The following is a 20,729-nucleotide window of genomic DNA, read 5'->3' as shown; positions in this document are numbered from 1 at the left end:
TGATCCATAAAACTTTTCCACCGGTCCAAGACCGGCCCTCCGGCAAGCCGCCTATAAATTTGGTGAGCCAAAATCACGGGCAATGGGGAAGTTTAATGAAGCGTTTGAATACATCGGTTTGCTTTGGCGCGCTCGTCGTGTCGCTCATGGCCAGTGCACAGAGCCATGCGCAGACCAGCGACGTGAATGCCGTCGCAGCGACTGAAGTGGTCACGGCCGACGTGATCGGTGGGAAGGATGACGAGATCGTCGTCACGACGACCGCACAGAAAAGGTTCGAGAACCTCCAGAACGTCCCGCTCGCGGTGCAGGTGGTTACGCCGGCACAGCTCGAGGCGCAGGGCGTCCGCCATTTCCAGGATCTCGGCAAGGTCGCGCCGTCGCTGACGATCCGTGCGGCCGAGCATCCCGTGAATGCCAACGTGTCGCTGCGCGGCGTAGGCACCTTCGCATTCGGCATCGGCGTCGAGCCGAGCGTCGCGGTGACGGTCGACGGTGCGGCGGTCCCCTTCCAGGCGCGCGCCTTCGCTGACCTTCCCGACGTGGCGCAGATCGAAGTGCTGCGCGGCCCGCAGAGCACCTTGTACGGCAAGGCGGCCTCGGCCGGCCTGATCAAGATCATGACGATCCAGCCGACCGACACGCTGCACGTGCGCGCCAACACGCTGGCGTCCACCGACAGCGAATTCGGCGGCAATTTCAGCATCACCGGGCCGATCAGCGAAACGCTCGGCTATGTGTTCTCGGCCGGCTACAACAATTGGGGCGGCAATGCCCGCAACCTGGTCGACGGCAAGAAGGCCAATGGCCGCGAGACGCTCAACACTCGCGCCAAGCTCCGCTGGCGGGCGACGCCGGACGTCACCTTCACGCTGTCGGGCAATTATCTGAACGGCAACACCACCGTCGGCCGCCCGTTCATCCGCATGGCGCCCGGTGCGCTGCTGCGTAACCAGGCGGGCCTGACGCCGGCAGTGGCCTTCCCCGGCGTGACGATCGACGAGGACAATCAGGACATCGCCAACAACGCGCCGTCGCGCACCAAATATTGGGGTTGGGGCACGCTGCTGCGCAGCGAGGCCAATATCGGCAAGTTGAACATCCTGTCGCTGACCTCGTACGATCGCTACCGCCTCGACGACTATATGGATAACGACGATACGGCGGCGCCGGGCCCGTTCGGCAGCAATGTCAACGTCGGCGCGTTCAAGTCGCGGCTGTTCACCCAGGAGCTTCGCCTGCTCTCGCCGGGTGACGAGGCATTCCGCTATGCCATCGGCCTCTATTACGCGAATGTCAGTTTCGAGCGCCCGTTCCAGCGCGGCCCCGTCTTCTCGCTCGCCAATTGGGAAGCCACCTCGGGCTCGCGCCAGATTGCCGGTTTCGCCCAGATCGACTGGGAATTCTTGCCGCATCTGACCGCGACGGTGGGTGGTCGCGTCCAGAACGAAGCGATCAAATATACCTTCCATGACAAGATCGCCGCGACCAACTTCGCCGGCGACGCGAGCGACAGCACCGCCACCTATCGCCTCGGCCTCAGCTATCAGGCGACGCCCGACATCATGCTCTTCGGCAGCTATACGACCGGCTACAAGGGCCAGACCTTTGATCTGACCACCGGCTTCAACGCCGCGCGTGCGGCGGCCGGTCCGATCCGGCCCGAAACGTCGCGCGACAAGGAATTCGGCGTGCGCACGCAGTTCTTCGATCGGCGCGCGACGTTCAACGTCACCTATTTCGACACCGACTATACCGATCTGCAGGCGCAATCGATCGAGACGATCAACGGCACGTCCAACTTCCGCCTCACCAATGTCGGCGGGCTCAACACCAAGGGCCTCGAATTCGAGCTGGGCGCCCGGGTCACGCATGACCTGAGCTTCAACGGTGCGGCGACCTATCTCGACGCGACCTACACGTCGTTCCCGGTCGCCCAATGCTATGTGCTGCAGACCGCGGCGCAGGGCTGCATTTCGGTCCCCGGTTCGCCGGCCAGCCAGAATTTGACGGGCACGCGGGCCGTACAGTCGCCGAAGTGGAAGACCTCGGCGGGCGTGGAATATGCGCCGTCGCTGGGCGAGAAGCTCAAGGGCGTCGCGCAGGCGAGCTGGCAGTATCAGTCGAGCCTCTATTACGTCGCCCGCGATCCGCAGGCCTTCCAGCCGGGGTTCAGCGTGTTCAACCTGGGTCTGGGCGTGCGCGAGCACGCGCGCCGTTGGGAAGTGACGGCCTTCGTCAACAACCTGTTCGACAAGCAGTATTTCCAGTCGCTGGTGAATTCGGCAGGCAATTACGGCAATCGGATCGCCACCCAGGCATTGCTGCCGCGCGATTTCCGCCGCTATGGCGGGGTGCGGGTCGGGGTGAACTTCTGACGTCGGGAAGGGGCGGGACCGGTTCCCGCCCCAAACTTTCCGTAAGGCGGGCCGCCATCGAAACCTTGACTTTCGGTGCCGAATCCGCTTTGGGCGCGCCTTCGCGAAATTCGCAAAGGGTTTTGGGCAGCGGCCCTTATCGCTGCCTGGTCTGGGGTACCTCATACGGCCCCTTAACGAACGAAGGAATGACATATGCGCCATCGCGTAGGCGGCCGTAAGCTTCAGCGGACCTCGGCTCACCGCATCGCCCTGTTCCGCAACATGAGCGCCGCGCTGATCAAGCACGAGCAGATCACCACCACCGTCGCCAAGGCGAAGGAGCTTCGCCCGTACGTGGAGAAGCTGATCACGCTCGCCAAGAAGGGCGGCCTTTCGAACCGTCGTCTCGCGCACGCTCGCCTGCTCGACGACGCTCAGCTGACCAAGCTGTTCGACGTGCTCGCCGCGCGCTATGCCGACCGCAACGGCGGCTACACTCGCGTGATCAAGGCCGGCATCCGCGCTTCGGATGCTTCGCCGATGGCGATCATCGAGTTCGTCGATCGCGACGTCTCGGCCAAGGGTCAGGATTCGGGCCCGGTGCTGATCGACGAGGACTTCGACGAAGCCGCCTGATCGGCGCCGTCGCGGTTGAATTACAGGAAAGGCCGGGCCATCAGGCACCGGCCTTTTCTCGTTCTGGAGCGCATTGTGACCGATCCGATCGCCTATCCCGAAACCCGCCGCGAAGAAGTAGTGGAAGAGCAGTTCGGCGTGGCGGTTGCCGATCCGTATCGCTGGCTCGAGAACGACGTCCGCAATGATTCCGAGGTGGCGGACTGGGTCGCCGCGCAAAACAAGGTCACCGACGCCTACCTCGCCACGCTCCCTGGCCGCGACTGGTTCCGCACGCGCATCCGCCAGCTCTTCGACTATGAGCGCTTCGGCCTGCCGCAGAAGAAGGGCAGCCGCTATTTCTACATGCACAATACGGGCCTGCAGAATCAGGCGGTGCTGTTCGTCCGCGAGAGCCTGAACGGCGAAGGCCGCGTGCTGATCGATCCGAACGGCTGGTCAGACGACGGCGCCACTGCGCTCTCCGAGTGGGCGCCCTCGGACAATGGCGAGCACCTCCTCTACGCCGTGCAGGACGGCGGCACCGACTGGCGGGTCGCGCGCGTGCTCGACGTCGCGACCGGCAAGGAGACCGGCGACGTGATCCACGGGATGAAGTTCACCCTCGCCGCCGCCTGGGCCAAGGACGGCAGCGGCTTCTTCTATTCGCGCTATCCGGAGGTCGCCGAGGAGGAGAAATTCCAGGCGCTCAACGAGAACCACAAGATCTATTTCCACCGCCTCGGCACGCCGCAATCGGCTGATCGGCTGGTCTATGAGACCCCCGCCGCGCCCGCGCACAGCCATTACGCCCAGATCACCGACGACGGGCATTGGCTGGTGATCACCACCAGCGAAGGCACTGACGACCGTTACCAGATCACCCTCGCCGATCTGAATGATCCCGCCTGGCCGACCCGCACGATCGTCCACGGGCTCAATCATCACTGGTCGCTAGCCGGCAATATCGGCACGCGCTTCTACTGGACCACCAACAGCCACGCCCCGCGCATGCGCATCGTCACGATGGATATCGGCGCCAGCGAGCATCCCGTGGCGCACGCGCTGGTCCCCGAGGACAAGGCCACTCTGGAGGGTGCCGCGATCGTCGGCCATGTCCTCGTCGCGAGCTACCTCGTCGATGCCCGCACTGAGATCCGCCGCTACGCGCTCGACGGCACGCAGCTCGAGCCGGTGGCGCTCCCCGGCATCGGCACCGCTTCCGGTTTCGGCGGCGAGCAGGACGATCCCGAGACCTTCTACGCCTTCACCAGCTTCAACGATCCGACGACGATCTACCGGCTCAACATCGCCACGGGCGAGAGCACGCCCTGGGCCGCGCCGAAATTGCTGTTCGATCCCGCCGATTATCATGTCGAGCAGCGTTTCTACGCGTCGAAGGACGGCACGCGGGTGCCCATGTTCGTCGTCCGTCAAAAGGGCCTGACCGGCCCGGCGCCGACGCTCCTTTATGCCTATGGCGGGTTCAATATCCCGCTCACCCCCAGCTTCTCCTCGTCGCGCATCGCGTGGATGGAGCAGGGCGGGGTGGTCGCGATCGCCAATATCCGCGGCGGCGGCGAATATGGCAAGGCGTGGCATGATGGCGGCCGCCTTGCCAACAAGCAGAACAGCTTCGACGACTTCATCGCCGCGGGTGAATATCTGATCGCGCAGGGGATCACCGGTGCGGGCCAGCTCGCCATCCAAGGCGGGTCGAACGGCGGGCTTCTGGTCGGCGCGGTGGTCAACCAGCGTCCCGACCTGTTCGCCGCGGCGCTCCCCGCAGTGGGTGTGATGGACATGCTCCGCTTCGATCGCTGGACCGCGGGCCGCTATTGGGTCGACGATTATGGCCGCCCCTCGGAAGAAGCCGATTTCCACCGCCTTTTCGCCTATTCGCCCTATCACAACGTCAGAGGCAGCGGCAATTACCCGGCAATCCTCGTCACCACCGCCGACACCGACGACCGTGTCGTCCCCGGTCACAGCTTCAAATATACCGCCGCGCTGCAGGCGGCGGACATCGGCGTCAGGCCCCATCTCGCCCGCATCGAAACCCGCGCCGGGCACGGCTCGGGCAAGCCCACCGACAAGATCATCGAGGAAGCCGCCGACATCTGGGCCTTCGCCGCCGAATGGACCGGGCTGGCGGTGAAGCGCGGCTGACGCCCAGTCGCGGAAGGGATCCGTACGAGTATCTTTTCCTTTCGCCGCATGCGCGATAGCATCGCTCCCGGGGTGGCGCTCGGCGCCTTGGGGGTAAGGGGAAATATGCAATTGATCAGGGGGTTGGCGACGCTGTCGCTGATGTCGATGCCGCTTGTGGCGCAAGCGGCGCCGGCGGATTTCGCCGCGTGCGACGGCTATTCGGCGCCGGGCAAGAAGTCCGATGGGATCACCAAAGGCACGTGGCTGTGGGGGCTCGCCACTGCGACCGCCGATTTCCGCAAGGGGACGGTCGCGGTCGGCGCGGGCGGCATCACCGCCTGCGATTCGGCGCTGGCCGATCCGATGCTCGTCGACGCCTTCTGGCTGCGCCGCGCGCATTTGTTGCAGTCCAAGGCGCTGCACCAGATCTCGGCCAAGCTCTACACCGAAGCGCTCGCCGCGCTTGATCAGTCCGATGCGGCGGGGGCGACGCGGGGCGATGCCCAGTTCGACAAGTCGATCAAGCTCGCCAACATGGCGCTGCGGGCGATGGCGTATTACAAGCTCGACCGGAAAGAGGATGCGCACGCCGCGCTCAAGGCGGTGACCGATGCACGGCCTTGGTCCACCAGCCTGCGCCTGCTCACCACCAATATCCGCGTTTTCTTCGAGCCCGACTTCCAGACGCATGAGGCCTTGCTGCGCGAGCAGGCGGTGCTTGAGCCACGCCAGCTCTACACCCTGTTCTGGTTCGCGATGGCGCGCGGCGATTTCGAAGCGGCCAGCAAGTTCGCCAACGAAGTCAGCTTCGATATCCCGCGTACGCGCGGCGGATGGTCGGTGGCCGGCGGTGACAACCGCAAATACGATCTGATCCGCGAGCGCGCCTCGCTCGCCGGCGCCACTGCCTATGCACTGGCGGCGACGGAGCAGCTCGAAGCATCGGCGCGCGCCTATAAGCGCGGGCTCGACGAGATCGAGGCCGCGACCCAGCCGCCCGAGCCGGATGCGAGGGGCCGTCCGCCCGGCAAGAACGCGATGCGCGAATATGCGCTCCGCAACGGTGCGGGCGCCGAGGCCAAGGCGTCGCTTCAGGGCTGGGGCCAGGCGATTGCGCTTCGTCGCGAAGCTGGCACGATGACCTTGAAGCAGCTGATCGAGTATCGGGATCGCCCCAAGGGCGAGGCGCTGATGGTCGCCGCCGACTTCTTCCGCCAGCTGAAGCCCGCCGATCTGCGCGAGGCGAGCGCAGTGAACGAAATGATCGGCCTGCTTCAGACCCAGCAGGACGATGCGCGGCGCAAGATGGTGGCGTTGAATTTCAATGCCCTGATCGCGCAATTGCCGCGTCCGGAAACCACCGCGATGGTGCCGCGGATGCAGCCCGAGGGCGGTAATATCCTGCGCAGCGATCTCAATGGCTGGGCGGTGCGCAAGGCGGAGGACCCGGCGCTGGTCAATGTCCGCTTCGGCAGCGCGGTCGGCAGTGAATCGCTGGTCGAGGAAGCCGCATTTCTCGCCGCCGCCAATCACGTCGCGTCATTGGGCAAGGACGGCTTCATCGTCGAGGCGGGACAGCTGATCCAGCGCACCATGTACATGGTCGGCATCTACAGCAGCGGCGCCGCGACGCCCTCGGGATACGAGCTGCGGCTGCTGCTGCGCCCGGTCGATACCGCCGCACTGCCGGCTGAGCTCGAGACGGAGCGCTGGCGGATCGTCAAGGTGCGCGATGTCCAGGCGTCGCTGGCCGGAAAGTTTCCCTTGCCGCGCTGACGCGCGGCGGGGGGCATTCATCGAAGCGACAGCGTAGGAGGCGCAGCCTCTGGCAAAAGGGGAGGAGCGGCGATGCTGATGCGCTCGATGATGGCCATGTGCCTGCTGGCGACGCCGGCTTTCGCCCAGCAGGCAACGGTTGATGAAGTCGCCCGCACCGCCGGCACCGACTATCTCGCCGCCGAGAAAGGCGTCGGCCTGTCGATCGGGATCGTCCGCGACGGCAAGTCCACCAGCTGGCATTTCGGTTCGATCGCAAAGGGCGGCCCGGCGCCCACCGCCGATACCCTCTATGAGATCGGGTCGATCTCCAAGACGATCACCAGCCTGTTGCTCGCCCGCGCGGTGATCGCCGGCAAGGCCAGCCTCGACGACGATGTCCGCAAATATCTCGACGGCGACTGGCCGATGCTCCAGTTCGAAGGCCAGCCGATACGGTTGCTCCACCTCGCCAACATGACCTCGGCGCTGCCCGACAATCTTCCCGATCTGTCGGGCCTCGGCGAAGATCCCGGCCGTTACCGCATGGCCAAGGCGCTCGCCGCTTACGGCAAGGCCGATTTCATGGCCGATCTCCGGAAAGTCTCACCCGGCAAACGCCCCGGCGAGGACGTCGCGCATTCGAATGTGGCCGCGCAGCTGCTGATCTACGTACTCGAGCGCATCTATGGCGAGCCGTATAATGCGTTGCTGCTCCGCGAGATCGAACGGCCGCTGGGCTTCACCGGCAGCGCCGCCGCGACCGGCTATGATGCCGAGGGCAACGAGGCCGCGGTCCTGCCTCGCGAGAAGTTCGGTTGGCGCTATTCGACCAACGACATGCTCCGCTACGCCGCGCTCCAGCTGAACGAGAAGGATCCAGCGGTCGCGCTGAACCACAAGGGGACCTGGTTCACGCTCGACAAGAAGACGTGGGTCGCGCTCAACTGGATCGTCAGCGAGCTCCCCGCCGGCGGACGCCAGCTGCGCACCTCGGGCGGCACCTTCGGCTTCTCCAGCGTGATCCAGCTCTATCCCGAACGCAAACTCGCCATCGTCCTGCTCGCCAATCGCTCGACGCCCACCGCGCAGGGCAAGCTTTCCGAAGCTGCCGGGCGAATCGTCGACGCGCTCGCGCCGCCGGGGCGCTAGCCGCAGCAAGGGACTGGAGGCGATGCACTGTCGCCGCTAGCCTCGTGAAGGGGGGGAGAGACATGGGATTACGCATCGCACTGCTGCTGCTTCTCTTGCCGTTTCAGGCATGGGCGCAGCAGACCGTCACCAAGGCTCAGCTGCGCAGCCAGGACCAGCGGACGAGCGAACGCCAGCTCAGGGATCAACTGTGGAGCATCTTCGAGCCCATCGACGAACGGCGTCGAAAGAGCAGGCCGGCGCCGCGACGCCCGCTCGACGATAGCTGGCTGACCAGCCGTTCCTATGCCGCTCAGGTGCCGGGGCTATGCCGTATCGATTCGGTGACATTGCGCTTCGCGCCGGTCGAGGATGGCCCGCGCACCGCGCGAACCCCGGTCCGCGCTTATGGGCTGGATGCGATCGCCTTCTATCATTTCCGCAAGCCGCCGAAGGGCTGGCATGAGGATATCGCCGATTATGAACGGTCGCCTTGGGACCCGGAATGCGCTGGGCTCGATCGGAGCAAGCAGGATTTCTTCAGCGCGCCGGACGATCAGATTGCAACCGACGGCTATCATGCGATGCGTCGCGCCGTCCGCGCCTCCGCCGACGGGAAGGTCCAGCCCAAATGCAGATTCCTGGCGGCCTATGAAAAGAGGCCATGCGCGCAGATCGTGGCTGATACCGCGAAAGCGACCGTCACCGGCGTGGAGCGGTGCGAGCCGATTCCCTCCCAAACCTGCTACAAGGTCACTCTCGGCCAGGATGAGGCGGTCCGCGTAGCAATGGATGCCAGGGACGAAGTGCAGTCCGTCGAATTCGAGCAAATGATCGTCCTTTGGCACGAACGCATCGATTGAGTCGGATTCTGCGGCACGGCTCTTCCCCTCGCGCCTTCATCTGCTATGCGCGTCGGGCATGGAACATCATGCCGATTCAATCCTGATCGTAGATTTCGGGAGCCAGCTGACTCAGTTGATCGCGCGCCGTGTGCGCGAGGCCGGGGTCTATAGCGAGATCGCCCCTTTCACTTCCGCCGCCGGGGCCTTCGAGCGGATGAAGCCCAAGGGGATCATCCTCTCCGGCTCGCCCGCCTCGGTGCTCGAAGAGGGCAGCCCGCGCGTGCCGCAGGAGATCTTCGACTCGGGGCTGCCGATCCTCGGCATCTGCTACGGTCAGCAAGTGATGATGCATCAGCTGGGCGGCACGGTGCAGCTCGGCGATTCGGGTGAGTTCGGGCTTGCCTTCATCGAGATCGAGGATAGCTGCGTGCTGTTCGACGGCGTCTGGCACGAGGGTGAGAGCCATCAGGTGTGGATGAGCCATGGCGACAAGGTCACCGAGCTCGCCCCCGGCTTCCGACCCGTCGCGGTCAGCCCCGGCTCGCCCTTTGCAGTCGTCGCCGACGATGCCCGCCGCTATTACGCCACCCAGTTCCACATGGAAGTGGTCCACACCCCCGACGGCGCCAAGCTGCTCGCCAATTTCGTCCGTCACGTATGCGGGTTGCAGGGCGACTGGACGATGGCCGAGTTCCGTGCCGCCAAGATCGCGGAGATCCGCGAACAGGTCGGCAAGGGCCGAGTGATCTGCGGGCTTTCGGGCGGCGTGGACTCCGCCGTCGCCGCGGTATTGATCCATGAGGCGATCGGCGAGCAGCTCACCTGCGTCTTCGTCGATCACGGACTGATGCGCTCGGGCGAGGCCGATCAGGTCGTCAGCCTGTTCCGCGGCCATTACAATATCCCGCTCGTCCATGTGAACGCCGAGACGTTGTTCCTGAACGGGTTGGCGGGCGTGACGGACCCCGAGGCCAAACGGAAATTCATCGGCAAGACCTTTATCGAGGTGTTCGAGGAGGAAGCGAAGAAGATCGGCGGTGCCGATTTCCTCGCGCAGGGCACGCTTTACCCGGATGTGATCGAGAGCGTCAGTTTCACCGGCGGCCCATCGGTGACGATCAAGAGCCACCATAATGTCGGTGGCCTTCCCGAGCGGATGAACATGAAGCTCGTCGAGCCCCTTCGGGAGCTGTTCAAGGATGAGGTCCGCGCACTCGGCTGCGAGCTCGGCCTCCCCGACATCTTCGTCGGCCGCCACCCGTTCCCCGGGCCCGGCCTCGCCATCCGCATCCCAGGCGAAGTCACCAAGGAACGCTGCGACATCCTCCGCAAGGCCGACGCGATCTATCTCGAGGAGATCCGCAACGCCGGGCTCTACGACGCGATCTGGCAGGCGTTCGCAGTGCTGCTGCCGGTGCGCACGGTCGGGGTGATGGGGGATCACCGCACCTATGATTATGTGCTGGCGCTGCGCGCAGTCACCTCGACCGACGGCATGACAGCGGTCGCCTTCCAGTTTCCCGGCGATTTCCTGCCGCGGGTCGCGACGCGCATCGTCAACGAAGTCCGCGGGATCAATCGGGTGACCTACGATTACACCTCCAAGCCACCGGGCACGATCGAGTGGGAATGACACGTGGCCTGCACGCGGGATTCGCGCTGGCGCTGCTCGCCGGCTGTGGGCCGGTGGAAGAGCCCGACGCCAACAAGTCGATCGTGTTCCAAGGCAATGCCGATGAGCTGATCGTTCCCAAGCCCGTGCCCGAGACGAACATCGCCAACATGGCCGAAGTTGCCGAACCCGCAGTCAATCTCGCGCCCGATGGCCTTGGCCTCGTGCTCCCTACCGGCGCGACGCGACATGTGACTTTCGGCGCGCAGCGCGACGTTGCTACCCGGGCGATCGCCGCCGCGCTCGGCAGCCCGATTGAAGAGGGCGACAATCAGGAATGCGGTGCCGGCGCATTGTCCTTCGCCAGCTTCCGCGGAGGCCTCGGCCTTTACTTCGACGACGGCAAGTTCGTCGGCTGGAACCTCGACGGGCGCGACGGCGGCCGTTTCGCCACCGCGGCAGGTATCGGCATCGGATCGACCCGAAAGCAGCTCGAATCCGCAACCGCGGTCAAGATCGAGGATTCGACGCTCGGCATCGAGTTCAGCGCCGGCGATCTGTCCGGCCTGCTCAGTTCGCGCGATCCCGACGGCGAAATTACCAATCTATGGGCCGGCGCGACGTGCATAGCCCGCTGATCGAGCCCGCCATTGCCGAGGACGAGGCGGCCGTGGTTGCGCTGTGGCACGCCTGTGGCCTCACGCGCCCGTGGAACGATCCGCACGCCGATTTCGCCCTCGCGCTCGGCGGTGCAGCCTCGACAATATTCGTCGCGCGCGGCGAGGGAATGATCGAAGGTAGCGTCATGGTCGGCTTCGACGGCCATCGCGGCTGGGTCTATTATCTCGCGGTGTCGACCGATCAGCGCCGCACCGGGCTCGGCCGCGCGCTGATGGCTGCCGCCGAAGACTGGCTCCGCGCCCGCGGCGCCCCCAAGCTCCAGCTCATGGTCCGCGAAGACAACGCAGCCGCGCTCGATTTCTACCAAGCGCTCGGCCTCGAACGGCAAAAGGTTGCGGTGCTCGGCCGCTTCCTGAAGGAGGGCGCATGACCGTCACGATGTACGGCATCAAGAATTGCGACACGATCAAAAAGGCCCGCGCCTGGCTCGACGAGCACGCGATCCCTTATGCATTTCACGACTACAAGACCGCCGGGATCGACCCCGCCAGCCTTGCCCGCTGGATCGAGATCCAAGGCTGGGAGACCGTGCTCAATCGCGCTGGCACCACCTTCCGCAAGCTCTCCGATGCCGACAAGCAAGACCTCGACTCCGCAAGGGCCACTGCGCTGATGCTGGCCCAGCCGTCGATGATCAAGCGCCCGGTGCTCGAACATCCCGGCGGCATCCTGATCGGCTTCGCGCCGGAACGCTACGCCCGGGCGCTGCTCTAGCCGTCGCGCCCGATTTCCGATATTCTCGCGTGCAGAAAATGCATGGGAGGGATGCATGGCTACCTATCTTCGGCAGAAGCCTGCGGCGTGGTTCATGGTCGTGGCGGTGCTTCTCGTGCTCTGGGGGCTCGCGGGCTGCGCGTCCTTCTACGTCCATGTCGCCTACGGCCCGGACATCGATCCGAATGCCACCGATTGGGATCGCGCCTATTTCGCCGCGCTGCCGGCCTGGCTCACGCTCGATTATGCCGTCGCGGTGGGCGCGGGGCTGCTCGGCTCGATCGCGTTGCTGCTGCGCTCGAAGCTGGCCCAGCCGCTCTATGTGATCTCGCTGATCGCAGTGGTGATCCAGTTCGGCTACATCTTCCTCGCCACCGACCTTGCCGCGCACAAGGGCGCGGCGACGGCCTATCCGTTTCCCGCGCTGATCTTCGTGATCGCAATATTTCAGATATGGTTCGCGGGCTACGCTCGGCGGCGCGGCTGGCTCTCCTGAGCCGTTAACGGGCGCCGTTGCTGGCGCCCGCGGCGTCGCGGCGCTAGAGCAGTCCCATGTCCACCTACACGCTCGACACCAGCACCAGCCGCGCCAATCCCACGCCGTCGCCGATGAAGCGGCTCACCATCCCCGCGATCCGCGATCGCAAGGGGAAGGATCCGGTGGTGATGCTGACGGCCTACACCACGCGGATGGCGCAGTTGCTCGATCCGCATTGCGATGTGCTGCTGGTCGGCGACAGCCTCGGCCAGGTGATCTACGGTCTGCCCTCGACGCTACCGGTGACGCTCGACATGATGATCGCGCACGGCGCTGCGGTGGTGCGCGGCAGCTATCATTCGCTGGTGATCGTCGACATGCCCTTCGGCAGCTACGAGGCGAGCCCCGAGCACGCCTTCGAATCGGCCGCGCGCGTTCTCGCCGAAACCGGTGCCGCGGGGGTGAAGCTGGAAGGGGGCACGGCGATGGCGCCGGTGGTCGAGTTCCTCACGCGCCGCGGCATCCCGGTGATGGGCCATATCGGCCTCACCCCGCAGTCGGTGAATGCGTTGGGCGGCTATGGCGCGCGCGGCCGCAGCAATGCCGAGCATGCGCAGATTCTCGACGATGCCCGCGCGATCGCGGAGGCCGGCGCGTTCGGCATGGTCGCGGAAGGCGTGGTCGAGGGCCTTGCCAACGAGATCACCGCCGCCGTGCCGGTCCCCGTGATCGGCATCGGCGCCTCGGCGCAATGCGACGGGCAGGTGCTGGTGACCGAAGACATGCTCGGCCTGTTCGAGCGCACGCCGCGCTTCGTGAAGCGCTACGACGATCTCGCTGGCCGCATTTCCGCCGCGGTTGAGACCTATGCCGCCGAAGTCCGGTCGCGGGACTTCCCGGGCACCGAACAGGTCTATCCCGCGCGCGGCTGAAGGGCTAGCAGCACGCTTCCTTTAGGCGGAGGGCACGGCTAAGGTCCGCGCCCGCAACAACCCCACGGAGTCACTCTTGGCGCTTCCTCCCGGTACCACTGACGAAGCCTTTCTGCGCGAAGTCGACGAGGAGTATCGCCGCGATCAGGCGATGCACATCCTGCGCAACTATGGTCGCTGGATTCTCGGCGCCGTGGTGCTCGCGCTGATCGCGTTCGGCGGGTGGCTCTATTGGCAGCATTACAACACGCAGAAGGCGGGGACGCAGGGCGAGCAGTTCGATGCGGCGATGCGCCTCGTCGAGGAGAGCAAGGCCGACAAGGCACTGCCCGAGCTCGACAGGATCGCGGCCGGCAGTGGCGAAGGCTATGCCGCGATGGCCCGGATCGCCCAAGGCAATCTGCTGCTCCAGAAGAACGACGCCAAGGGCGCCGCCGCGAAGTTCGCCGAAGTCGCGAACAACGCGAAATTCGAGCAGCCCTATCGCGATCTCGCGCTGATCCGCCAGACGGTCGCCGAATATGACAGTCTCAAGCCGCAGGTCGTGATCGATCGCCTGAAGGGGCTGACCAATCCCAATTCGCCGTGGCTCGGCACTGCGGGCGAGCTCGTCGCCGCGGCCTATCTCAAGGCAGGCAACAAGGCCGAGGCAGGCCGGCTCTACGGACAGATCGCGCAAGGCGGCGCGAAGGTCCCCGAATCGATCCGTCAACGTGCGGTTCAGCTGGCGGGCGTACTCGGTGTCGACGCCATCGATCAGTCGAAGGATACCAAGGCTAAATGAACAACAAGGTGAGGGTGGCTGCCGCTCTCGCGGCGCTCGCGATGGTGAGCGGCTGCGGGATCTTCAAAGGCGGCGGCAAGAAGACCCCCGTGCTCGGCGAGCGCGTGCCGATCCTGGTGTCGGAGAGCGACATCGCGGCGGACAAGTCGCTCGCGGCCGTCGACGTGCTGCTTCCCGAAGCGGCCGCGAACGACGGCTGGCGCCAGCCCGGCGGCAACGCGGCCAAGTCGATGGGCCATTTGGCACTCGGCGCGAGCCCGACGCGAATCTGGTCGAAGGACGTCGCCAAGCCTTCCAAGAAGGAGCGGCTCGCCGCGTCGCCGGTCGTGTCCGAGAACAAGCTCTTCGTGATCGATACCGACGGCGTCGTCCATGCGATGGCGGCGGACACCGGCGCTGAATTGTGGCGCGCCAGCACCGCCAAGGAAGACGAGGGCAACAAGACCGCGCGCTTCGGCGGCGGCGTCAGCGTCGAGGGCGAACGCGCGTTCGCCAGCAACGGCCTCGGCGACGTGGTCGCGCTCAACGTCGCCGACGGCGCGGTGGTGTGGCGCAAGCGTCCTGGTGGCCCGCTGCGCGGCGCGCCGACGCTCGCCAATGGCAATGCCTATGTCGTCACGCAGGACAACCAGCTCTTCGCGCTGGCGCAGGATACCGGCGAGATCAGCTGGACGGTCTCGGCCAGCCTCGAATCGCAGGGCGTGTTCGGCGTCGCCGCGCCGGCCTCGGCGCTGGGCACGGTGGTCGCCGGCTTCTCGTCGGGCGAGCTCAATGCCTATCGCTACGAGAATGGCCGTTCGCTGTGGGACGTGGTGCTCTCGCGCACGTCGATGTCGACTTCGGTTTCGTCGCTTTCGGATATCGATGCCGAGCCGGTGATCGATCAGGGCCGCGTCTATGCGATCGGCCAGGGCGGCCGCATGGTCGCGATGGACATGGCCAGCGGCAATCCGCTGTGGGAGCAGACCATCGCCGGCATCTCGACGCCGTGGGCGGCGGGCGAATGGCTGTTCGTCGTGACCGACGACGCCCGGCTCCTCGCGATCGCGCGCGGAACCGGCAAGATCCGCTGGATCTCGCAGCTGCGCCACTATGAGAATGAGAAGAAGTCGAAGAATCCGATCAGTTGGGTCGGCCCGGTGCTCGCCGGCGGCCGCCTCATCCTCGGCAACAGCCGCGGCGAGATCGTCTTCGCCTCGCCGACCGACGGCAGCGTGACCGGCACGATGGACGTCAAGGAATCGATCTCGCTTCCGCTCGTCGTCGCGAACAACACGCTCTACGTCCTCGACGACAAGGGTCGGTTGAGCGCGTACAGGTAACCTGGATTCTCCCCTCCCTTCAGGGAGGGGTTTAGGGGTGGGTAGTGACGGGTGGGGCTCGATGCCCCGCCCGTCACTTTGTTTATACCGCCCGAGAGTCTATTAGGCGCGCAGACACGCGCACCCACCCCCAGCCCCTCCCTGCAAGCAGGGAGGGGAGTGAGTTAGAAAATGCCTCTTCCCATCGTCGCCATCATCGGACGTCCGAATGTCGGCAAGTCGACCTTGTTCAACCGGCTCGTCGGCAAGCGGCTGGCGCTGGTCGACGATCAGCCCGGCGTGACGCGCGATCGCCGCGAGGGCGAGGCGAACCTGCTCGGGCTCGAATTCCGGGTGATGGACACCGCGGGCTATGAGGACAAGGACGTTGCCACGCTCCCCGGCCGGATGCGCGCGCAGACCGAGGCCGCGGTGCGCGATGCCGATGTCTCGCTGTTCCTGATCGACGCGCGGGCGGGGGTGACGCCGCTCGACGAGGAGATCGCCCGCTGGCTGCGCAGCACCGACCGTCCGGTGGTGCTGATGGCCAACAAGGCGGAGGGAAAAGCAGGCGAATCGGGCATAATCGAAGCGATGGCGCTGGGCCTGGGCGATCCGATCCCCTTCTCCGCCGAACATGGCGAGGGCGTCGCCGATTTGTTCGAGGCGCTGCTGCCGCATGTCGACCGCGACGAGGAAGAGGAGGCGCCCGAGGACGCGGAATCGCCCGATGCCCCGCTCAAGCTGGCGATCGTCGGCCGGCCCAATGCCGGCAAGTCGACGCTGGTCAACCGGCTGCTCGACGAGGATCGCATGATCACCGGCCCCGAAGCCGGGATCACGCGCGATTCGATCTCGATCGACTGGGAATGGGAAGATTTCGAAGGGGCGAAGCGCAAGGTCCGCCTGATCGACACCGCCGGCCTGCGCAAGAAGGCGCGCGTCGAGGAGAAGCTCGAAAAGCTCTCGGTGATGGACACGCTGCGTGCGATCGACTTCGCCGAAGTCGTGGTGCTGCTGCTCGACGCGACCCGCGGGCTCGAGGTGCAGGACCTCAAGATCGCCGATCGCGTGCTCCAGGAGGGCCGCGCGCTCGTCATCGCGCTCAACAAATGGGACGTCGCCGAAAACGCCTCCAGCCTGTTCAACGGCGTCAAGGGCGCGCTCGACGAGGGGCTGGCGCAGGTCAAGGGCGTGCCCTTGCTCACGGTCTCGGCCGAGACCGGCAAGGGGCTCGACATGCTGATGAAGGTGGCCTTCGAGACGCGCGAGGCCTGGTCGCGCCGTGTCTCGACCGGCCAGCTCAATCGCTGGTTCGAGCGCGCGATCGAAGCCAATCCGCCCCCCGCACCCGGCGGCAAAAGGATCAAGCCGCGCTACGTCACCCAGAACAAGTCGCGCCCGCCCAGCTTCATCCTGTTCGGCACGCGCGTCGACCTGCTGCCGGTCAGCTATCAGCGCTATCTGATCAACGGCTTGCGCAAGGAATTCGATTTCGGCGCGGTGCCCGTGCGCTTGACGCTGCGCGCGCCCAAGAACCCGTTCGATCACGACAAGAAGGGCTGACGCGCGCACCGCAGCGGAGGGCATCAACGCCCTGTTTACGTTCCCGATCTATGATCGCTCCGATACCGTCGGGGGGTATGCTTTGGGTATGAACGTGACGATCGGCAATGATCCGCTGGTGAACTGGGAGAATTTCCAGCAGGCGCGCTCCGAGCTGGGGGCGAACTTCGTGCGTATCCTCGGCTATTTCCGCGAGGACGGCATCAAGTCCGTCGACAGGATCGAAGACGCGATGCGTGGCCACAACGCCACCGCGATGGTGATCCCGGCGCACACGCTCAAGGGCGAGGCGCGCCAGTTCGGCGCCGATCCGCTGTCCGATCTGGCCGAGACGATCGAGATGATCGCGCGCGGCTGCATCGAGCGCCGCGAGACGCCGACCGAGGCGCTCGAACATGTCGTGAAGCTGCGCCCGTTGTTCGAAACCACGCTCGACATGCTCGAGCGCGAGGCAAATCCGCTGGTGGCGCGCAAACCGGCCGCGTTCGGGCGTCGGCCGGTTCTCTGAAGCAGCGTAGTGCTCCTGCGAAAGCAGGAGCCCAGGACCGCAAGCGATTCCTTCGTGACTCTGGACTCCGGCTTTCGCAGGAGCACGAAAGCGCTAGCTCGCTTCTTCGGCCTTGCTGTTGAGCTGGATGTAATTTTCCAGCCCCATCCGCGCGATCATGTCGAACTGGCGCTCGAGCGTGTCGACATGCTCTTCCTCGCTCTCGAGGATGTCCACGAACAGGTCGCGGGTGACGAAGTCGCGCACCGCCTCGCAATGCGGGATCGCTTCCTTGAGCACGGCGATCGCCTCGACTTCCACCGCCAGGTCGGCGCGCAGGATCTCCTCGACAGTCTCGCCGATGCGCAGGCGGCCGAGCAACTGGAAATTGGGAAGTCCTTCGAGGAATAGGATGCGCTCCGCCAATTTGTCGGCGTGCTTCATCTCGTCGATCGATTCGTGGCGCTCGAGCTCGGCGAGCTTCCGGACGCCCCAATTGTCGAGCAATCGGTAGTGCAGCCAATATTGGTTGATCGCGGTGAGCTCGTTCTTGAGCACCTCGTTGAGGAATTCGAGGACCTTTGCGTCGCCCTTCATGGCCGTCATCCCTATGCTTTACGGGGATGCCATAGCGCTAAAACAGGGGCGCGAAAACCGCAGAAATCCGCGGTTTTTTAGTTGCGAACGCTACGCAGCCGCACGCTCGGCGTTGATGATCTCGCGGGCAAAGGGCACGCACTGGCCGCATTTCGGGCTGCGTCCGAGCGCGCGATACGCCTGGCACGCACTGGTCGCGCCCTCGCGGGCTGCCGCACGCACGTCATGTTCCCGGATTGCATTGCAAACGCAGACGACCATCTGACCCTCACGCCTCGATGGTGGGGATGTACGGCTATTGAGACCGATTCGCAAGGGTATTGCGAAGCATTCGCACTTAAGCAGAGGCTGCTCCGCGCAATCTTTGTGGACTTCCCCGCGCCAGGCTACGCCACAGCCATTCGAACGGCCCGAATCGGAACCGCGCCAGCCAGGGCTTCGACCAGAGCAATATCATCGCCCAGATCGCGAGCACCACCGGATAGAGCTGCCAGCGCGACAGATGGCCGAACCAGCCGAATCCGTAGCCATAGAACAAGGTGGTGCAGATCAGGCTGGTCAGCAGATAATTGGTGAAGGCCATCCGCCCCGCCGCGGCGAGCCGTTCGGTGAGCGCTCCGCCGGGCTTCGCGAGCAGCAGGATCAGGCATGCCCAGCCGGCGATCATCGGCGGGCGCAGCGGCACTGTCAGCGCCCAGCCGCCGAGCGCTACCGAGAACAGGCTGAACTGCGCGAGGATCTGGTAGACCGCGAGCGCGCCGTAGAGCGGCAGCGCGATGCCCCAGCAGACCAGCAGCCAGCGCCGATAGCGTTCGCGGGTCCAATCCCCGCGCAGCATCCCGCTGCGGAGGCCCGCCATGCCGAACAGCATATAGGCCAATGTCTCGGGCCCGAAGAACCACAGCATCGCCAGCGGCGTCGCCGCATGCTCGGCAAAGCGCGCGTGCAGGATGCCTGCATAGTTGCCGCGATACAGTGCCAGCTCATGGGCGATCTCGCTCGGCGCGGGTATGCCCATCATCCGGTTGAGCGCTTCCAGCTCTTGCCCGGCGTGGATCGTGCCCGGCAGCCCCGCGAAGATCACGGTCGTGGCGAGGATAAGCCCGGCGCCCAGCCCCAGCAGATGCTCAACGGGGAGGCGGCGCAGCCCATAAGCGAGCATGCCGATCAGCGCATAATGCGCGAGGATGTCGCCGTGCCAGACCAGCCAGAGATGCGTCAGCCCGAACGCGAGCAGCCAGATCATCCGCCGGTAATGGACGCTGGCGGCATTCTTGCCGCTCGCTTCGGCGCGCTCGATCACGAGCAGCATCGAGGCGCCAAACAGGAAGGAGAAAAGCCCGCGCATCTTGCCGTCGAACAGCACGAAATTGATTGCCCAGACGCCCAGATCGGCGCCGTGCCAGCCGCCATAAGCGCGCGGATTGAGATATGCAGCTTCGGGCAGCCCGAAGCTCACTATGTTGAGCAGCAATATGCCGAGCACCGCCACGCCGCGTACCACGTCGAGCGAGGCGAGGCGCGCCGCCGGCAGGTTCAGGCTGGTGGCGGGCGGGTCCATAAAGGGACGGCTACAGCCAGGTCGCGAGCTGCTCCAGCGACTTCTTTTCCAGCGCATGCGCCGGAATGGTCGCATCGGTGGAAGGATAGCCCGCCACGATCACCATCACCGGCTTCTCGTGCTCGGGGCGGCGGCACACGCGATTGAGGAAGCGCATCGGGTTGGGCGTATGGACCAGGGTCGCGATCCCGGCCTGATGCAACGTGGCGAGGAGCAATCCGCAGGCAAGACCGACACTCTCGGTCACATAGTAATTCTGCTTCAAACTGTCGGGATCGAGCCCGCCGCGGCGCTGGCCGAAAGCGACGATCAGCCACGGCGCGGTTTCGAGAAAGGGTTTTTCGGCGCCCGTGCCGAGCGGCCACAATGCCTCCAGCCATTCGCTGCCGGCGCGGCCTTCATAGAAAGCGCGTTCCTCTTCCTCGGCGGCGACGCGGATCGCACTCTTCGCTTCGGGCGCGGACACGACGCAGAAATGCCAGGGCTGGTGATTGGCGCCGTTCGGCGCAGATCCGGCCGTGACCACCGCCGCCTCGATGATCTCGCGCGGCACCGGCTTCTCGCTGAACGCCCGGCAGCTGCGGCGGGTGCGCATGGCATCGCGGAACGCACGCGCGCGTTCGACGCGTTCGGCGTCAGTCATCTCGGGATAAGGCTGCCATGGCAGCGCCTCTGGATCGGGCATATTTCAAATGGTGCACAATCCGGAAAGCAAAAGCGAGTCAGAGCTTATCCTGAGCTATGGCAGAACGATTTTCCTTGCGGATCACTAGCTTGAGACCAGACCATGTCTCGTCGACCGCACATATTTTGATATCGACCAGGCCCCTTGGCAGCGCGATTTCGCGGATCACGTCCTCGGTCACGTCGGTTTCGACCTTGGCCGCCTTTTTGGGCCACGAGATCCAGATGAAGCCATTGGGCGCCATCAGCGGCTGCAAGGCGGCGAGCTCGTTCTCGAGCTTCCGGCGCTCGGTGACGAAGAGATGCGCGTATTGAAGCCCGTCGGATGCGGTCGGCTGTTCCTCCACCTGCGCGGCTCCGGGATCGATCGTCTCGCGCACACTGGCGGGCATGTTGTGGAACCAGCAGCGCATCCCGCGCTTGAGCCCGAGCTTGTCGGCGAGCGGCGTATCTGAATAGCCTGCGGTCATCGGCA

The 20,729-nt window shown here is 65.3% G+C and carries 21 protein-coding genes; 16 read left to right on the top strand and 5 right to left on the bottom strand.

The window, feature by feature from the left end; genetic code table 11:
• Nucleotides 1-146: 146 nt before the first annotated feature.
• The 16 genes from BR78_RS0110775 (at nucleotide 147) to BR78_RS0110700 (ending at nucleotide 17,433) form a co-directional block, all read left to right on the top strand.
• Nucleotides 147-2,378, top strand: a complete 2,232-nt coding sequence (locus BR78_RS0110775) for a TonB-dependent receptor (protein WP_081855752.1) — start codon at nucleotides 147-149, stop codon at nucleotides 2,376-2,378.
• A 195-nt stretch (nucleotides 2,379-2,573) separates the two neighbouring features.
• The gene (rplQ, locus tag BR78_RS0110770; RefSeq protein ID WP_029936448.1) at nucleotides 2,574-2,996 is read left to right on the top strand and encodes a 50S ribosomal protein L17; all 423 of its coding nucleotides are present in this window, start codon (nucleotides 2,574-2,576) and stop codon (nucleotides 2,994-2,996) included.
• Nucleotides 2,997-3,071: 75 nt separating this feature from the next.
• Nucleotides 3,072-5,144, top strand: coding sequence for a prolyl oligopeptidase family serine peptidase (locus BR78_RS0110765; protein WP_331280241.1), 2,073 nt, complete (start codon nucleotides 3,072-3,074; stop codon nucleotides 5,142-5,144).
• A gap of 105 nt (nucleotides 5,145-5,249) precedes the next feature.
• Complete coding sequence (locus tag BR78_RS0110760; RefSeq protein WP_156022292.1) at nucleotides 5,250-6,902, top strand: hypothetical protein; 1,653 nt, start codon at nucleotides 5,250-5,252, stop codon at nucleotides 6,900-6,902.
• Between the two features lie 72 nt (nucleotides 6,903-6,974).
• Nucleotides 6,975-8,033: a serine hydrolase domain-containing protein gene (locus BR78_RS0110755; protein WP_051683296.1), complete on the top strand. Its 1,059-nt coding sequence runs from the start codon at nucleotides 6,975-6,977 to the stop codon at nucleotides 8,031-8,033.
• Between the two features lie 62 nt (nucleotides 8,034-8,095).
• Entirely contained in the window at nucleotides 8,096-8,875 is a 780-nt protein-coding gene (locus BR78_RS0110750) for a hypothetical protein (protein WP_029936444.1), read from the top strand.
• Between the two features lie 58 nt (nucleotides 8,876-8,933).
• Complete coding sequence (guaA, locus tag BR78_RS0110745) at nucleotides 8,934-10,490, top strand: glutamine-hydrolyzing GMP synthase (protein ID WP_029936443.1); 1,557 nt, start codon at nucleotides 8,934-8,936, stop codon at nucleotides 10,488-10,490.
• Complete coding sequence (locus tag BR78_RS20945) at nucleotides 10,487-11,107, top strand: hypothetical protein (protein ID WP_025560727.1); 621 nt, start codon at nucleotides 10,487-10,489, stop codon at nucleotides 11,105-11,107. The genes guaA and BR78_RS20945 overlap by 4 nt, the downstream gene beginning before the upstream one ends.
• On the top strand, nucleotides 11,077-11,520 hold the full coding sequence (locus BR78_RS0110735; protein WP_029725399.1) for a GNAT family acetyltransferase: 444 nt from the start codon (nucleotides 11,077-11,079) through the stop codon (nucleotides 11,518-11,520). Before BR78_RS20945 ends, BR78_RS0110735 begins: the two co-directional genes overlap by 31 nt.
• Nucleotides 11,517-11,864 (top strand): ArsC family reductase, encoded by a 348-nt coding sequence (locus tag BR78_RS0110730; protein ID WP_025560729.1) that lies wholly within the window; start codon nucleotides 11,517-11,519, stop codon nucleotides 11,862-11,864. Before BR78_RS0110735 ends, BR78_RS0110730 begins: the two co-directional genes overlap by 4 nt.
• A 55-nt stretch (nucleotides 11,865-11,919) precedes the next feature.
• On the top strand, nucleotides 11,920-12,360 hold the full coding sequence (locus tag BR78_RS0110725; protein WP_025495671.1) for a hypothetical protein: 441 nt from the start codon (nucleotides 11,920-11,922) through the stop codon (nucleotides 12,358-12,360).
• A 56-nt stretch (nucleotides 12,361-12,416) separates the two neighbouring features.
• Nucleotides 12,417-13,274, top strand: coding sequence for a 3-methyl-2-oxobutanoate hydroxymethyltransferase (gene panB, locus BR78_RS0110720; protein WP_025560730.1), 858 nt, complete (start codon nucleotides 12,417-12,419; stop codon nucleotides 13,272-13,274).
• Between the two features lie 76 nt (nucleotides 13,275-13,350).
• Nucleotides 13,351-14,058, top strand: coding sequence for a tetratricopeptide repeat protein (locus tag BR78_RS0110715; RefSeq protein ID WP_025560731.1), 708 nt, complete (start codon nucleotides 13,351-13,353; stop codon nucleotides 14,056-14,058).
• The gene (locus tag BR78_RS0110710; RefSeq protein ID WP_029936442.1) at nucleotides 14,055-15,380 is read left to right on the top strand and encodes an outer membrane protein assembly factor BamB family protein; all 1,326 of its coding nucleotides are present in this window, start codon (nucleotides 14,055-14,057) and stop codon (nucleotides 15,378-15,380) included. Before BR78_RS0110715 ends, BR78_RS0110710 begins: the two co-directional genes overlap by 4 nt.
• Before the next feature lie 171 nt (nucleotides 15,381-15,551).
• The gene (gene der, locus BR78_RS0110705) at nucleotides 15,552-16,925 is read left to right on the top strand and encodes a ribosome biogenesis GTPase Der (protein WP_025556856.1); all 1,374 of its coding nucleotides are present in this window, start codon (nucleotides 15,552-15,554) and stop codon (nucleotides 16,923-16,925) included.
• An 88-nt stretch (nucleotides 16,926-17,013) separates the two neighbouring features.
• Nucleotides 17,014-17,433 carry an Hpt domain-containing protein gene (locus BR78_RS0110700; protein ID WP_025495712.1) on the top strand — a complete coding sequence of 140 codons (420 nt, stop codon included), beginning with the start codon at nucleotides 17,014-17,016 and terminating at the stop codon, nucleotides 17,431-17,433.
• 93 nt (nucleotides 17,434-17,526) lie between these two features.
• Here BR78_RS0110700 and bfr read toward each other — a convergent pair whose 3' ends face one another.
• The 5 genes from bfr to BR78_RS0110675 all read right to left on the bottom strand — a co-directional run bounded on the left by bfr (nucleotide 17,527) and on the right by BR78_RS0110675 (nucleotide 20,724).
• The gene (gene bfr / locus BR78_RS0110695; protein ID WP_025556858.1) at nucleotides 17,527-18,009 is read right to left on the bottom strand and encodes a bacterioferritin; all 483 of its coding nucleotides are present in this window, start codon (nucleotides 18,007-18,009) and stop codon (nucleotides 17,527-17,529) included.
• A 90-nt stretch (nucleotides 18,010-18,099) separates the two neighbouring features.
• Complete coding sequence (locus BR78_RS0110690; protein WP_029936441.1) at nucleotides 18,100-18,270, bottom strand: (2Fe-2S)-binding protein; 171 nt, start codon at nucleotides 18,268-18,270, stop codon at nucleotides 18,100-18,102.
• A 76-nt stretch (nucleotides 18,271-18,346) separates the two neighbouring features.
• Nucleotides 18,347-19,570, bottom strand: a complete 1,224-nt coding sequence (locus BR78_RS0110685) for a DUF418 domain-containing protein (RefSeq protein ID WP_025556860.1) — start codon at nucleotides 19,568-19,570, stop codon at nucleotides 18,347-18,349.
• A 10-nt stretch (nucleotides 19,571-19,580) separates the two neighbouring features.
• Nucleotides 19,581-20,255: a nitroreductase family protein gene (locus BR78_RS0110680; RefSeq protein WP_025556862.1), complete on the bottom strand. Its 675-nt coding sequence runs from the start codon at nucleotides 20,253-20,255 to the stop codon at nucleotides 19,581-19,583.
• 37 nt (nucleotides 20,256-20,292) lie between these two features.
• Complete coding sequence (locus BR78_RS0110675; protein WP_025556864.1) at nucleotides 20,293-20,724, bottom strand: DUF3052 family protein; 432 nt, start codon at nucleotides 20,722-20,724, stop codon at nucleotides 20,293-20,295.
• Nucleotides 20,725-20,729 lie beyond the last annotated feature (5 nt).

This window comes from Sphingomonas sp. UNC305MFCol5.2, assembly GCF_000712135.1.
GTDB lineage: Bacteria > Pseudomonadota > Alphaproteobacteria > Sphingomonadales > Sphingomonadaceae > Sphingomonas.
Note: the sequence above shows the minus strand (reverse complement) of the source record. Positions and strands in the feature narration are given on the sequence as shown.

Excerpts from the sequence above, each read along its gene's own strand:
- BR78_RS0110760 (WP_156022292.1), top strand. The coding sequence starts at position 5,250 with ATGCAATTGATCAGGGGGTTGGCGACGCTGTCGCTGATGTCGATGCCG.
- BR78_RS0110730 (WP_025560729.1), top strand. The coding sequence starts at position 11,517 with ATGACCGTCACGATGTACGGCATCAAGAATTGCGACACGATCAAAAAG.
- rplQ (WP_029936448.1), top strand. The coding sequence starts at position 2,574 with ATGCGCCATCGCGTAGGCGGCCGTAAGCTTCAGCGGACCTCGGCTCAC.
- panB (WP_025560730.1), top strand. The coding sequence starts at position 12,417 with ATGTCCACCTACACGCTCGACACCAGCACCAGCCGCGCCAATCCCACG.
- BR78_RS20945 (WP_025560727.1), top strand. The coding sequence starts at position 10,487 with ATGACACGTGGCCTGCACGCGGGATTCGCGCTGGCGCTGCTCGCCGGC.
- BR78_RS0110700 (WP_025495712.1), top strand. The coding sequence starts at position 17,014 with ATGAACGTGACGATCGGCAATGATCCGCTGGTGAACTGGGAGAATTTC.
- BR78_RS0110710 (WP_029936442.1), top strand. The coding sequence starts at position 14,055 with ATGAACAACAAGGTGAGGGTGGCTGCCGCTCTCGCGGCGCTCGCGATG.
- guaA (WP_029936443.1), top strand. The coding sequence starts at position 8,934 with ATGGAACATCATGCCGATTCAATCCTGATCGTAGATTTCGGGAGCCAG.
- der (WP_025556856.1), top strand. The coding sequence starts at position 15,552 with ATGCCTCTTCCCATCGTCGCCATCATCGGACGTCCGAATGTCGGCAAG.
- BR78_RS0110725 (WP_025495671.1), top strand. The coding sequence starts at position 11,920 with ATGGCTACCTATCTTCGGCAGAAGCCTGCGGCGTGGTTCATGGTCGTG.
- BR78_RS0110680 (WP_025556862.1), bottom strand. The coding sequence starts at position 20,255 with ATGCCCGATCCAGAGGCGCTGCCATGGCAGCCTTATCCCGAGATGACT.
- BR78_RS0110675 (WP_025556864.1), bottom strand. The coding sequence starts at position 20,724 with ATGACCGCAGGCTATTCAGATACGCCGCTCGCCGACAAGCTCGGGCTC.
- bfr (WP_025556858.1), bottom strand. The coding sequence starts at position 18,009 with ATGAAGGGCGACGCAAAGGTCCTCGAATTCCTCAACGAGGTGCTCAAG.
- BR78_RS0110690 (WP_029936441.1), bottom strand. The coding sequence starts at position 18,270 with ATGGTCGTCTGCGTTTGCAATGCAATCCGGGAACATGACGTGCGTGCG.
- BR78_RS0110775 (WP_081855752.1), top strand. The coding sequence starts at position 147 with ATGGCCAGTGCACAGAGCCATGCGCAGACCAGCGACGTGAATGCCGTC.
- BR78_RS0110735 (WP_029725399.1), top strand. The coding sequence starts at position 11,077 with ATGGGCCGGCGCGACGTGCATAGCCCGCTGATCGAGCCCGCCATTGCC.
- BR78_RS0110750 (WP_029936444.1), top strand. The coding sequence starts at position 8,096 with ATGGGATTACGCATCGCACTGCTGCTGCTTCTCTTGCCGTTTCAGGCA.
- BR78_RS0110755 (WP_051683296.1), top strand. The coding sequence starts at position 6,975 with ATGCTGATGCGCTCGATGATGGCCATGTGCCTGCTGGCGACGCCGGCT.
- BR78_RS0110685 (WP_025556860.1), bottom strand. The coding sequence starts at position 19,570 with ATGGACCCGCCCGCCACCAGCCTGAACCTGCCGGCGGCGCGCCTCGCC.